The following is a 12,785-nucleotide window of genomic DNA, read 5'->3' on the forward strand; positions in this document are numbered from 1 at the left end:
ATTTAAACAGTGAATTCCTACCGCAAAAAATTCACTAGACATGTAACCTGAGTTACATAAATACTGTTTTAACGGATTATGAAACAAATTCAACACCCTCTCATCCAGCAGGAGCCCGGATGCCCCCTCTCAGAGACTTGATCACCGATCCCGGCCTGGAGCTGACGCCGTCGGAGCGCAAAGTGATTCGCGCCCTGCTCGACCAGTATCCACGCAATGGCCTGGGTCCGATGGCGCGTCTGGCCGAACACGCCGGCGTCAGCGATCCGACCATCGTGCGGCTGGTGAAGAAGCTCGGATTCGGCGGTTATGCCGAATTTCAGGACGCCCTGCTCAGCGACATGGACCACCGCCTGCGCTCGCCGCGCACCCTGTTGCAACCGCGTTCGCACCTGAACAAGGACGACGCCTGGGGCCATTATCTGGCCGATAGCCAACGCCTGCTGGTGGAAACCCAGGTCCTGACCCAGCCCGAAGACATACGCATTCTGCTCGATTGGCTGCTCGATACGCGGCACCAGATCTACTGCTTCGGCGGACGCTTCAGCAGCCTGATGGCCAACTACCTGCTCAATCACCTGCGTCTGCTGCGCCCCGGCTGCTTTGCCCTGGAAGACAACGCGCAACTGCCCGACCGCCTGTTCGATCTGCAACGCCAGGACGTGGTGCTGCTGTTCGACTATCGCCGCTATCAGACCCAGGCCTTGCGCGTGGCCAGTGCTGCAAAAAGCCGCAACGCCCGGGTGGTGCTGTTCACCGACATCTATGCCTCACCGCTGCGTGAACTGGCCGACCTGATCATCAGCGCCCCGGTGGAATCGGCTTCGCCGTTCGACACCATGGTGCCAGCGCTGGCCCAGGTAGAAGCTCTGATTGCCTGCCTGACCCTGCGCAGCCCCGATCTGGCCGATCGCCTGGAAGGCATCGACGCCCTGCGCAACGAGTTCCACACCCACTTGCTGGAGGATAAATAAGGATGTTCAGTCTTCCCCACCGCTCACCGCGGGACTTGCCGTTTGTCACCGATCACACCGCGTTGCTGCTGGTGGACATGCAGCGTGCCTGGCTCGAACCGCAGTTCGATCCGCACCTGAACGGCCCGGACGCCGAGTATTTCCTGACCCGCACCCATATGCAGGTGGTGCCCAACCAGCGCCGCTTGCTCAGCGCCTTTCGCGAAGCGCGGCAGAACGTGCTGCACACCATTATCGAAAGCCTGACCGCCGACGGCCGCGACCGCTCGCTGGATCACAAACTGTCGGACATGCACCTGCCCAAGGGCAGTGAACAGGCGCGGATCATCGACGACCTGACCCCGGTGGAAAACGAAATCGTGCTGCCGAAAACCTCGTCCGGGGTGTTCAACTCGACCAACATCGATTACGTGCTGCGCAACCTCGAAACCCGCCACCTGATCATCGCCGGCATTGTCACCGACCAGTGCGTCGACATGGCGGTGCGTGATGCCGCCGACCGCGGTTATCTGGTGACGCTGGTCGAAGACGCCTGCGCCACCTACACCCCGGCGCGACATGACGCCTGCCTGAATGCGATCAAGGGCTACTGCTGGATCACCGACACCCAGACGGTGCTCGGCAGGTTGCAGGAGATGCGCCCATGAGCGAGCGCCTGACGCCGTTGCCGATGACCACCATCGTCACCACTGACCTGATCGGCATCACCCGTGGCCGTTCGTTTCCCACCGATCAGCTGGAACATTATCAAGCAGCCGGTTGCGGCTGGGTGCCGGCCAACAGTGCCTTGACGCCGCAAGACATCATCGCCTCGACCAACCCGTGGGGCGCGTATGGCGATCTGCGGCTGATCCCTGACTTGAGCAGCCGCGTCACCGTCGGCAACGGCCCGGATGCCGCAGCGCCGGCGCTGGACTTTATCCACGGCGACATCCGCGAGACCGATGGCCGGCCGTGGAGCGCTTGCCCGCGCACGCTGCTGCGCGATGAAATCGAGCGCTATCGCGACGACCTCGGTTTGCAGGTCAACGCGGCGTTCGAACACGAATTCAACCTGCATGCCGGTTTTGCCGAGCATCTGGCGTTTTCCCTCGAAGCCCAGCGTCAGGGTGCCGAGTTCGGCGGCTGGCTGCTCAGCGCGCTGCGCGCGGGTGGCGTTGAGCCGGAAATGTTCCTGCCCGAATACGGCAAGCACCAATACGAAATCACCTGCCGGCCGACCCTCGGCGTGGCGGCGGCGGATCGTGCGGTCAATGTGCGCGAGATCACCCGTGAAATCGCCCGGCAAATGGGCCTGGACGTCAGCTTCGCGCCGAAAACCAAGGCCGATGCGGTGTGCAACGGCGTGCACTTGCACGTCAGCCTGCTCGACCTGCAAGGTCTGCCGCTGCTCTATGACGCCGGCACCAGCAACGGTCTGTCGACCCTCGGCCAGCATTGGGCGGCCGGCATCCTGCATTATCTGCCAGCGCTGTGTGCATTCACCGCGCCGACGCCGGTGTCGTACGAACGCCTGCAGCCGCATCACTGGAGCGCGTCCTACGCGTGTCTGGGGCAGCAGAACCGTGAAGCGGCGTTGCGCATTTGTCCGACCGTGAGCCTGGGCGGCAAATCCGTGGCGGCGCAGTACAACCTCGAATTCCGCGCCATGGACGCCACCGCTTCGCCGCACCTGGCGATGGCCGCGCTGCTGATCGCCGGACGGCTGGGCATCGAACAGCGCCTGGCGCTGAACGCAATCACCGATGAAATACCCGATTCACTCAACGACGAGCAACGCAAGGCGCGGGGCATCGTTGCCCTGCCCGCCTCGCTGGCGCAGGCGCTGGATTGCCTGCGTGACAGTGCAGCCTTCAACCAATGGCTGCCCAAGCCGTTGCTCGACACCTACCACGCCCTTAAAACCGAGGAACTGGCGCTGACGGAACAGCTCTCGCCCGCTGACCTGTGTGAGCACTATGCACGCCTGTACTGAATCCGCCGAGCTGGGGTTGTATACCCGCCCGGTCTACAACCTGAGTCGTGAAGATTCATCGCATCCATTGATCCTGGTGTGTGAGCACGCCAGCCGCTACATCCCCGAAGCCCTGAACAACCTGGGCCTGGACGATGCAGCCGCGCGCGAGCACATCGCCTGGGACATCGGCGCCTTGCAACTGGCTGAAAAGCTTTCGCAGGTGCTCGGGGCGACACTGTTGAGCGCCAACTATTCACGGTTGCTGATCGACCTCAACCGGCCCCGGCATGCCCCCGACAGCATTCCGGCACAGAGCGAGATTTATCAGGTGCCCGGCAATCGCGAGCTGGACGAAGCCACTCGCGAGTACCGGCGCCAGACGCTGTTCAAACCGTTTCACGCCCGGCTGCAAACCCTGATCGACCAACGCGTCGCGCAAGGTCAAGCGGTACGGGTGGTGGGGATTCACAGCTTTACCCCGGTGTATTACGGCCAGCCGCGCCCGCTGGAAGTCGGCGTGTTGTTCGGCCAGGCCAGCGCCTATGCACAACGGCTGATCGACGGCCTTGGCCAGCACCCGTTGAAGGTCGCGGGCAACCAGCCGTACCGGATCGATCCGCTGGGTGACATGACCGTGCCGGTGCACGGCGATGCCCGTGGACTGGAGTCGGTGCTGATCGAGGTGCGCAACGATCTGCTGCGCAGCCCGGAAGCGGTTTCGCTGTGGGCCGAGCGCCTGGCACCGCTGCTGTAACGAATGCAAAGATTGATAACGCGGTAAACGATGGACCGACATAACAACTAAAAACGCCGGATAGGCTGACAAGGAGTTGCGCTTCATGGAAATAGAAGAGTTCGGCTACAAACAGGAGTTGAAACGTAGCCTGACACTGACCGATCTGGTGGTGTACGGAATGATCTTCATGATCCCCATCGCCCCGTTTGGCGTGTATGGCTACGTCAATGCCGAGGCGCCCGGGATGGTGCCGCTGGCCTACATCATCGGCATGGTGGCGATGCTGTTCACCGCGTTGAGCTATGGCAGCATGGCGCGGGCATTTCCGATTGCAGGTTCGGTCTACTCCTACGCGCAACGCGGCCTCAACCAACACGTCGGTTTTCTCGCCGGCTGGCTGATGCTGCTCGACTACCTGCTGATTCCGCCGCTGCTCTATGTCTACGCGGCGATGGCCCTGAACCATCTGTACCCGGACATTCCGAAAGTCGGCTTCATTCTGGCGTTCCTCGTCAGCGCGACGTTCGTCAACCTGCGCGGCATCACCTTCACCGCACGGATGAACATCATCTTCCTGCTGGCGCAATTGGTGGTGCTGGGGATTTTCCTGTTCTACGCCTGGAATGCCCTGCACAACGGCGGCGGCAATGGCGAGCTGACCTTGGCGCCGCTGTATCACCCGGAAACATTCAACTTCGCCCTGCTGATGCAGGCGGTGTCGATTGCGGTACTGTCGTTCCTCGGCTTCGATGCGATCTCGACGCTCGCCGAAGAAATCAAGGGCGACCCGGGCAAAAGCGTCGGTCGGGCAGCGCTGATCACACTGCTGGTGATGGGCGCGATTTTCGTCGTACAGACCTGGATCGCCACCGACCTCGCTGCCGGCATGGGCTTCAAGTCCGCCGACACCGCGTTCTATGAAATCGCCGAAATCGCGGCGGGCAGCTGGCTGGCAACGCTGACCGGTGTGGCGACTGCTCTGGCCTGGGGGGTTGCCGTGGCAATCACCTCGCAAGCCGCGGTGTCGCGCCTGCTGTTCGGCATGGCCCGTGACGGCAAGTTGCCGAAAGTGCTGGCCAAGGTGCACCCGAAGCACAACACCCCGTACCTGAGCATTTATCTGGTGGCGCTGCTGTCGCTGGTGATCTGCTACCTGTTCATCAATTCGGTCGACACCCTGACCTCGCTGGTCAACTTCGGTGCCCTCAGCGGTTTCATGCTGCTGCACCTGACAGTGATCAACTACTACTGGCGTCGGCAGAAGTCCGGCCAGGTCGTGCGCCATCTGATCTGCCCGGTGATCGGCTTCATCATCGTCGCCGCCATCATGTACAACATGGGCGTCGATGCGCAGAAACTCGGCCTGATCTGGATCGCGCTGGGTCTGGTGTACCTGTTCTTCCTGAACAAGCTCGGCGCCAGCAGTGCATTGCCTGACCCGAGTAACGGCTGACAAGAAAAAGAGCGGCGTCTGACAACAAATCAGGCGACCGCCGCTTTAAAGCGTGGCAACCGACAGTGATAGTCAGGTTCGGTGCGGATCACCGGACCCTTTGATACAGGAGTGCATCCATGCTGGTCTTACGCCCAGTCGAGCCAACCGACCTGCCGCAATTGCAGCAACTGGCCCGCGACAGTCTGGTCGGCGTCACGTCGCTGCCGGACGACAGCGAACGCCTGCGTGAAAAAATCGCCGGTTCCTGCGCCTCGTTCGACCACGACATTCAGGCGCAAGGCCCGGAAAATTACTTCTTCGTGCTGGAAGACCTCGACACTCGGCGGCTGGTCGGCTGCTCGGAGATTCTCGCCACGGCCGGTTTCAACGAACCGTTCTACAGCCTGCGCAACCGCCACTTCACCAGCGCCTCGCGGGAGCTGAACATCGAGCACGGGGTGCCGGCGCTGTCGCTGTGTCACGACCTCAACGACCACACCCTGCTGCGTGGTTTTCACATCGACAACGCGCTGGTGCGCAGCGCTTTTTCCGAACTGCTGTCGCGGGCGCGGCTGCTGTTCATCGCCGCTCACGCATCCCGTTTCGCCGATGCGGTGATCACCGAAATCGTCGGCTACAGCGATGAGAATGGCCATTCACCGTTCTGGGATGCACTGGGCAAGCATTTCTTCGACCTGCCCTACGTCGAGGCCGAGCGCCTGTGCGGTCTGCAAAGCCGCACCTTTCTCGCCGAACTGATGCCGCAATACCCGATTTACGTGCCGATGCTGCCCCCGGAAGCACAGGCATGCATCGGCCGGATTCACCCGGACGGCCAGGAAGCGTTCGACATCCTTGAACGCGAAGGCTTTGAAACCAACAGCTACATCGACCTGTTCGACGCCGGCCCGACCCTGTATGCGCGCACCGCGAACATCCGTTCGATCGCCCGCAGCCAGACCGCCACCGTGCGCCAGCAAGCACAAATCGACGCTCGGGGACGCTATCTGGTGAGCAACGACGCCTTGCACGGTTTCCGGGCCATCGTCGCCGAACTGGATTACCAGCCCGATCAACCGCTGTCCCTTACGCCAGCCCTGTGCACGGCGCTGAAGGTCACCGATGGCAGCACGATCAGGCTGACAGCCCTGTGAACGGCGCCCGGTTGCACACCCAACGACAGTGCCCGAACAGGCGCGTACAAGGAGTTACCGCATGATCGTCCGTCCGGTCAAAGTCAGCGACCTGCCAGCGCTGATGACTCTGGTGCAGCAGGCCGGCCCCGGGTTCACCACCCTGCCGGCCAATGAAGACCGCCTCGCTCACCGGGTGCGCTGGGCGCAGCGTGCGTTCGCCGAGCAGGTGGAACGGGCTGACGCCGACTACCTGTTCGTGCTCGAAGACGACGACCTGCGCGTGGTGGGTGTCAGCGCCCTGACCGGCGCGGTTGGCCTGCGCGAGCCGTGGTACAACTACCGCGTCGGGTTGACCGTGAGTTCGTCAGCGGATCTGGGCATTTCCCGACAGATACCCACGCTGTTTCTCAATAATGAGCTGACCGGCCAGTCGGAGCTGTGCTCGCTGTTTCTCAGCCACGACCATCGTCATGGCAGCAACGGCCGGCTGCTGTCGTTGGGGCGCCTGCTGTTCGTGGCTGAATTTCCGCAGTTGTTTGGCGAGAAGATGATCGCCGAACTGCGTGGCAGTGCCGATGAACGCGGTTGTTCGCCGTTCTGGGACAGCCTGGGCCGGCACTTTTTCCAGATGGACTTCAGCCACGCCGACCACTTGTCGGGTCTGGGCAACAAGTCGTTCATCGCCGAACTGATGCCGCGCCAGCCGTTGTACACCTGCATGCTGACCGAACAGGCACAAGCGGCCATCGGCCAGCCACACCCCAATACCGAGCCGGCGCTGAAGATCCTGCGCGAGGAAGGCTTTGTACATAAGGGCTACATCGACATCTTCGACGGTGGCCCGGTGATCGAAGCGCCAATCGGCAGCATTCGTACCGTGCGCGACAGCCAGGCGCTGACCTTGAGCCTCGGCACGCCGGACGATCAGGCCCCCTTGTGGCTGATCCATAACCGTCGCCTGGAGAACTGCCGCATCACCGTGGCCCCCGGTCGTCTGGTCGGCAATACCCTGGTGGTCGACCGCCTGACCGCCAAGCGCCTGCAACTGCAGCCGGGCAATTCGGTTCGCGCCGTGCTGCTGCCCAGGCAACAGCAACACGCAGTCGCGGCCTGAACAACTGTCCTGACACTGGAAATCCGCTGATTGCAGATGAAACCTTTCAGCCTTTGCATCCGTGATCAACGCCTCACTTGCAAATTCGTCATGAACCTTGACCCATTCGCGTGATAGCCTTTTCATTCTTCGGCGTTGACACCATTGCTCAAGCCGTTCCATTCCTTTGTATTGGTGGAACTCGTATGACCAGGCTTTCCCATCAAGATTTGCGCCGTAACTTCCGTCAATTGCTGGCTTCCGACACCTGCTACCACACGGCTTCGGTGTTCGATCCGATGTCCGCGCGCATTGCCGCAGACCTGGGTTTTGAAGTGGGGATCCTCGGCGGCTCCGTCGCCTCGTTGCAGGTGCTGGGCGCCCCCGACTTTGCCTTGATCACCCTCAGCGAGTTCGCTGAGCAGGCCACCCGCATTGGCCGCGTCGCTCAGCTGCCCGTGATCGCCGACGCCGACCACGGCTACGGCAACGCCCTCAACGTGATGCGCACCATCGTTGAGCTGGAACGCGCCGGCGTCGCCGCACTGACCATCGAAGACACACTGCTGCCGGCACAATTCGGCCGTAAATCCACCGACTTGATCTCGGTTGCCGAAGGCGTCGGCAAGATCCGTGCAGCGCTGGAAGCCCGGGTCGATTCGGAAATGGCGATCATCGCCCGCACCAACGCCGGTATTCTGCCGAACCAGGAAATCATCAGCCGCACCAAGCAATACCAGGCCGCCGGTGCCGACGGCATCTGCATGGTCGGCGTGCAGGACTTCGATCAGCTAGAACAGATTGCCGAACACTTGACCGTGCCACTGATGCTGGTCACCTACGGCAACCCGGCGCTGCGCGACGACAAGCGTCTGGCCGAACTCGGTGTGCGCGTAACCATCGACGGTCACGGCGCGTACTTCGCGGCGATCAAGGCCACCTACGACAGCCTGCGTGAGCAACGACAGATCTTTACCCAGGCTTCGGACCTGAGTGCCACCGAACTGACGCACACCTACACCCAGCCAGAGGACTACATTCTCTGGGCGAAGGAATACATGAGCGTCAAGGAGTGATGTGATGACCGGGCTGACGCTATCGCTGGCAAGCCAGCTCCCAAAGGTTATTTGGCCGACATGGATTTGTGGGCATCACCAAAGTCCGTGGGAGCTGGCCTGCCAGTAAAGGCAGTGGATCAGGCTATATGGATGTTGATTGTGCTCACGCCATCGCGAGCAGGCTCGCTCCCACATTTGATCGGTGTCGAACACAGATACTGCGTCCACTGAAGTTCTACTGTGGGAGCTGGCTTGCAAGCGATGGGGCCGGTCGCCTCAGCACTGAACAATGTTCAGACTGTGACTATTTGGCCAATTCCATGATCATCCGCGACAACAGATAAATCCGCGGCGCCACGCTCGCCACTTCAGCGTACTCCTCCGGCGTATGAATATTGCCGCCGACAATCCCGAAACCGTCTAGCGTCGGTGTGCCCACGCCGGCTGCCAGGCTGGCATCCGCCGCACCACCACTGCCCTCTTCGGTCAGCTTGCGGCCGATCTCGCCGTAAATCCCTTGGGCCATCGCCATCAAGCGATCCGACTCCGCCGTTTGCGGCATCGGCGGCAAGCCGCGTTTGAGGCTGGTGGTGACTTCGGTTTCCGCGATCAGCTTGTCCTGCGAGACCCGCGCCAGGTCTTTCTCGATCCGGTCGAATTCTTCCGGCACGGCCGCGCGCACGTCAGCCTTGGCGGTGGCGTGATCGGGAATCACGTTGGTGCGATCACCGGCCTGGAGCACGGTGAAGTTGATCGTGGTTTTCTTCGCTTCGTCGCCGAGTTTGCCCAGTTGCAGAATCTGGTGCGCCGCTTCCATCGCTGCGTTGCGTCCCAGCTCCGGCGCGACGCCCGCATGCGCAGCCTTGCCCTTGACCTCGACCAGCGCCGTTGCGCTGCCTTTGCGCCACACCACCAGACCATCGGCCGGACGCCCCGGTTCGAGGTTGAGCGTCACGTCGTGGGCCTTGGCGGTTTTCTTGATCAGGTCGGTGGCGACGTCCGAGCCGGTTTCTTCGCTGGCATCGAGCAGGAAGGTGATTTGCGCGTAATCCTTGAAGTCGAGGTTCTTCAGGATCTTCAGCGCGTAGATCCCGGCGACGATGCCACCCTTGTCGTCCATCACCCCCGGCCCGTAGGCGCGGCCGTCCTTGATATGGAACGGGCGCTCGGCGGCGGAGCCTTCCTTGAACACCGTGTCCATGTGCGCCATCAAGAGGATTTTCGCCTTGCCGGTGCCTTTGAAAGTGGCCAGCACGTGGTTGGTTTTTTCCGGGGTGTTGGGCACCAGCTCGATGGTGGCGCCGAGTTTTTTCAGCTCGTCGATGGCGATCTCGCTGACATGTTTGAGGCCCGGTTCATAGCCGGAACCGGAGTCGATGTTGACCAGCCGCTCCAGCAGTTTCAGGGCTTCAGGCTGATACTGCTCGGCATCGGCCAGCACTTGCTTGTGCGGTTCGGCGAAGGCACCGGCAGCGCTGAAGGCGAGAGACAGGCCGAGGCTGGCGGCCAGCAGGGAGCGGGGAAATGAGAACGTCATGAATCGATCCTTGTTTCGCGTCGGGGGATTCAAACCGTACCTGACATCGACGCAAGGCTCTATAGCGGATGCGACACCGGAGCCGCCGACACCGAACACTTCCAGGAGCGAGCCGGCTCGCACAGGTGAATGGGGTGAGCAGTCAGACCGAATCGAGCAGTTCCTGTTTCGGCAGGTCGTCACTGTTGCAAATCACCCGATTGCGCCCGGTCGCCTTGGCCTCGTACAGCGCCTGATCCGCATCATTGAGCCAGCGGGTCGCGTCGCCATGCGCCGGATCATAAGCCGCCAGACCGATACTCAGGCTGACCTTGAGCGCCGGGTTCTGTTCATAACCCAGGGTGGCGAAACGTTCGCGCAAGGCTTCCATCGCCTGCGCCGCATTGAACAGCGGCAGGTCGGGCAGAATCACGCAGAACTCATCGCCGCCGTAGCGACCGGCGATATCCGCAGCGCGCAGGTTCTGCTTGAGCATTTTGCTCAACTGGCGCAGGACGATGTCACCCGCCACATGCCCATACGTGTCATTGATCGACTTGAAGTGGTCGATATCGATCAACGCAATCGCCGCGCCCTGTTGCTGTCGACGGCAACGTTGAAAAGCGATGTCCAGTTGATCCTTCCAGGCGCCGTGGTTGAGCAGACCGGTCAGGCTGTCGGTGCGACTCAGGGCCAGCAGTTCACGCTTGTGCAGGCCCAGCGTGTAGGCCTGGCGAAAGCAGATCCAGCCCAGCGCCAACGGGTACAGCATCAGCAATGGCAGGCAGGCATACAGCTGTAAAGGTGAGGTGGGCGGGATGAACGCCGGGGCGAACACCACCAGGCCGACGCCGATTCCAAGGACCTGCGCCGCCAGGCCCGCCGCGAGAAAACGCACGCCACCGATGGCGACGTTATTCATCGCCATCATCGAAACGGTGGTGGCACTGGGCAACGGATTGAACTGCATGGCGGCGACCCAGAAGCCGCCCATAAACGCGTCGATCAACAGATTGCGGTGTTCAGCATGGTAGGGAACGCTGGAGCGACGGGCCCATTGAAACGCCAGATGCGGCCAGACCAGGCCATTGAACAGCATCAGTGCCCAGACCCACGGCGACGGGTCAAGCGGGTACATCGCCACGCTCACGCACAACAACCCCAGCACCAGGCCGAGGGTTCGCGATGTATAAAGCCTCCTGGCCAGTGAAAGTCCCTTTCCCCCCTTGTTTCGCATAAGGGCCTCGACCACTCAACGGAACCTGCGCACACCGTCAGACCGATGTGCTGGGAGTCTATCAGCCAGCCGCTAAATAGCCATCACCGCCCAGCCGCCCGCTCCCACTCGGCGAATTTTTAGCTATACCTGAAAGGATGAAAACGGTGAAACGACTATAAGAAGGAGACCCATGCGGACCTACCAGGTGTTGATCATCGGCAGCGGATTTGGCGGCCAATGTGCGGCGGTCAATTTGCTCAAGGCCGGCATTGACGATTTTCGCCTGCTAGAACGAAGGGCGTTCTTCGGCGGCACCTGGTGCCAGAACACCTATCCCGGCGCAGCGGTGGATGTGCCCTCACCACTGTACTCGCTGTCCTTCGCGCCGTACCGCTGGACGCAGATGTTTGCCGCCCAACCTGAACTGCACCGATACACCGAACACGTCATCGAACGCTTCGGCCTTCGCGAACGCGTGGAACTGCAAACCAACGTCGAACGCATCGAATGGGATGACGCCGCCAGGCAGTGGGCGGTGCACACCAACAAGGGGATGTTCTGCGCGCAGTTCGTGATCAACGCCTCCGGACCGTTGAGCCAACCGGTGATCCCACCCTTCCCCGGCCAGGATCGCTTTCAGGGCAAGACTTTTCATACAAACAATTGGGATCACAGCTACGACTACCGCGGTAAACGCGTGGCCATCGTCGGCAGCGGCGCCAGTGCCGCGCAGGTCATTCCGGCGATTGCCCCCGAGGTCGCACAACTGCATGTATTCCAGCGCACACCACATTGGGTGCTGCCGCGCGCCGATCGCCGGTTCGGGCCTTTGCAGCGCTGGCTGCTGGGAGTGAAACCGGCCTACAAGCTGCTGCGCTGGCTGCTTTACTGGCAATTCGAAACACGGGTCATCGCCTTCAAATATTCGAAACCGGCGATTCACCTGGTCCAGCGCCAGGCCCTGCGTTTTCTCAAGCAACAGGTGCCGGACCCGCTGTTGCGCGAAAAACTCACCCCGGACTTCACCATCGGCTGCAAGCGCATCCTGCTTTCCAGCACCTATTACCCGGCGCTGACCCGACCCAACGTCACCCTGCACAGCCGCGAGCAAGGCATCGCCGCGCTCGATGAAACCGGCATCGTCACCCAGGATGGCCAGCACATCGATGTCGACCTGATTGTCTGGTCGACCGGCTACGACGCCACCGACGGCGTGGTCTCCTACCCGGTGACCGGCAAGCACGGCGTGCAACTCAAGGACGCCTGGGCGCAGTACCCGCGCGCCTACCTGGGCACCAGCCTGCCGGACTTTCCCAACCTGTTCATCGTCACCGGGCCCAACACCGGCATCGGGCATACCTCGGCGCTGTTCATCATCGAGGCGCAGATGAACTACATCCTCGACTGTATCCACACCCTGCAGGCAAAAGGATTGCGCAGCATCGAAGTGCGCCCCGACGCGGAACGTACCTACACTGCAATGATCCACCGTGAGATGGAGCGCACGGTGTGGAAGTCCGGCGGCTGTCACAGTTGGTATCAAAGCAAGAGCGGTCATGTGATCGCGATATTTCCGGGCTTCAGTTTCAGCTACTACCGGTTGACCCGGGCGCTGAAACCGGCTGACCACATTCTGTCCTGAACACGTAAAAGGAAGACGT

General features: G+C 61.6%; 11 protein-coding genes. 9 read left to right on the forward strand and 2 right to left on the reverse strand.

The window, feature by feature from the left end; all coding sequences use genetic code 11:
• Positions 1-119: 119 nt before the first annotated feature.
• The 8 genes from HXW87_RS20295 to HXW87_RS20330 all read left to right on the forward strand — a co-directional run bounded on the left by HXW87_RS20295 (position 120) and on the right by HXW87_RS20330 (position 8,407).
• Entirely contained in the window at positions 120-974 is an 855-nt protein-coding gene (locus HXW87_RS20295; protein WP_047293401.1) for a MurR/RpiR family transcriptional regulator, read from the forward strand.
• A 2-nt stretch (positions 975-976) separates the two neighbouring features.
• Positions 977-1,621 (forward strand): isochorismatase family cysteine hydrolase, encoded by a 645-nt coding sequence (locus HXW87_RS20300; RefSeq protein ID WP_239777606.1) that lies wholly within the window; start codon positions 977-979, stop codon positions 1,619-1,621.
• Complete coding sequence (locus HXW87_RS20305; protein ID WP_239777607.1) at positions 1,618-2,949, forward strand: glutamine synthetase; 1,332 nt, start codon at positions 1,618-1,620, stop codon at positions 2,947-2,949. Before HXW87_RS20300 ends, HXW87_RS20305 begins: the two co-directional genes overlap by 4 nt.
• Positions 2,933-3,685 carry an N-formylglutamate amidohydrolase gene (locus tag HXW87_RS20310; protein ID WP_041074157.1) on the forward strand — a complete coding sequence of 251 codons (753 nt, stop codon included), beginning with the start codon at positions 2,933-2,935 and terminating at the stop codon, positions 3,683-3,685. The genes HXW87_RS20305 and HXW87_RS20310 overlap by 17 nt, the downstream gene beginning before the upstream one ends.
• An 85-nt stretch (positions 3,686-3,770) precedes the next feature.
• Complete coding sequence (locus HXW87_RS20315) at positions 3,771-5,120, forward strand: APC family permease (protein WP_222018948.1); 1,350 nt, start codon at positions 3,771-3,773, stop codon at positions 5,118-5,120.
• Between the two features lie 119 nt (positions 5,121-5,239).
• Positions 5,240-6,256, forward strand: coding sequence for an arginine N-succinyltransferase (locus HXW87_RS20320; RefSeq protein WP_047293392.1), 1,017 nt, complete (start codon positions 5,240-5,242; stop codon positions 6,254-6,256).
• Positions 6,257-6,317: 61 nt separating this feature from the next.
• Positions 6,318-7,352, forward strand: a complete 1,035-nt coding sequence (gene astA / locus HXW87_RS20325; RefSeq protein WP_041074151.1) for an arginine N-succinyltransferase — start codon at positions 6,318-6,320, stop codon at positions 7,350-7,352.
• Between the two features lie 185 nt (positions 7,353-7,537).
• Complete coding sequence (locus HXW87_RS20330; RefSeq protein WP_007968750.1) at positions 7,538-8,407, forward strand: oxaloacetate decarboxylase; 870 nt, start codon at positions 7,538-7,540, stop codon at positions 8,405-8,407.
• 286 nt (positions 8,408-8,693) lie between these two features.
• Here HXW87_RS20330 and HXW87_RS20335 read toward each other — a convergent pair whose 3' ends face one another.
• Positions 8,694-9,926: a M20/M25/M40 family metallo-hydrolase gene (locus tag HXW87_RS20335; RefSeq protein ID WP_239777608.1), complete on the reverse strand. Its 1,233-nt coding sequence runs from the start codon at positions 9,924-9,926 to the stop codon at positions 8,694-8,696.
• 142 nt (positions 9,927-10,068) lie between these two features.
• Positions 10,069-11,142 carry a diguanylate cyclase gene (locus tag HXW87_RS20340; RefSeq protein ID WP_095668862.1) on the reverse strand — a complete coding sequence of 358 codons (1,074 nt, stop codon included), beginning with the start codon at positions 11,140-11,142 and terminating at the stop codon, positions 10,069-10,071.
• A 172-nt stretch (positions 11,143-11,314) separates the two neighbouring features.
• Between HXW87_RS20340 and HXW87_RS20345 the strand changes: the two genes are divergently transcribed.
• Positions 11,315-12,766, forward strand: a complete 1,452-nt coding sequence (locus HXW87_RS20345) for an NAD(P)/FAD-dependent oxidoreductase (protein WP_239777609.1) — start codon at positions 11,315-11,317, stop codon at positions 12,764-12,766.
• Positions 12,767-12,785 lie beyond the last annotated feature (19 nt).

It is taken from the genome of Pseudomonas sp. Y5-11 (genome assembly GCF_022368695.1).
GTDB classification, from domain to species: Bacteria; Pseudomonadota; Gammaproteobacteria; order Pseudomonadales; family Pseudomonadaceae; genus Aquipseudomonas; species Aquipseudomonas parakoreensis.

What these genes read in the sequence shown, in the direction of transcription:
- HXW87_RS20295 (WP_047293401.1), top strand. Translation starts at nt 120, where the DNA reads ATGCCCCCTCTCAGAGACTTGATCACCGATCCCGGCCTGGAGCTGACG.
- HXW87_RS20300 (WP_239777606.1), top strand. Translation starts at nt 977, where the DNA reads ATGTTCAGTCTTCCCCACCGCTCACCGCGGGACTTGCCGTTTGTCACC.
- HXW87_RS20305 (WP_239777607.1), top strand. Translation starts at nt 1,618, where the DNA reads ATGAGCGAGCGCCTGACGCCGTTGCCGATGACCACCATCGTCACCACT.
- HXW87_RS20310 (WP_041074157.1), top strand. Translation starts at nt 2,933, where the DNA reads ATGCACGCCTGTACTGAATCCGCCGAGCTGGGGTTGTATACCCGCCCG.
- HXW87_RS20315 (WP_222018948.1), top strand. Translation starts at nt 3,771, where the DNA reads ATGGAAATAGAAGAGTTCGGCTACAAACAGGAGTTGAAACGTAGCCTG.
- HXW87_RS20320 (WP_047293392.1), top strand. Translation starts at nt 5,240, where the DNA reads ATGCTGGTCTTACGCCCAGTCGAGCCAACCGACCTGCCGCAATTGCAG.
- astA (WP_041074151.1), top strand. Translation starts at nt 6,318, where the DNA reads ATGATCGTCCGTCCGGTCAAAGTCAGCGACCTGCCAGCGCTGATGACT.
- HXW87_RS20330 (WP_007968750.1), top strand. Translation starts at nt 7,538, where the DNA reads ATGACCAGGCTTTCCCATCAAGATTTGCGCCGTAACTTCCGTCAATTG.
- HXW87_RS20335 (WP_239777608.1), bottom strand. Translation starts at nt 9,926, where the DNA reads ATGACGTTCTCATTTCCCCGCTCCCTGCTGGCCGCCAGCCTCGGCCTG.
- HXW87_RS20340 (WP_095668862.1), bottom strand. Translation starts at nt 11,142, where the DNA reads ATGCGAAACAAGGGGGGAAAGGGACTTTCACTGGCCAGGAGGCTTTAT.
- HXW87_RS20345 (WP_239777609.1), top strand. Translation starts at nt 11,315, where the DNA reads ATGCGGACCTACCAGGTGTTGATCATCGGCAGCGGATTTGGCGGCCAA.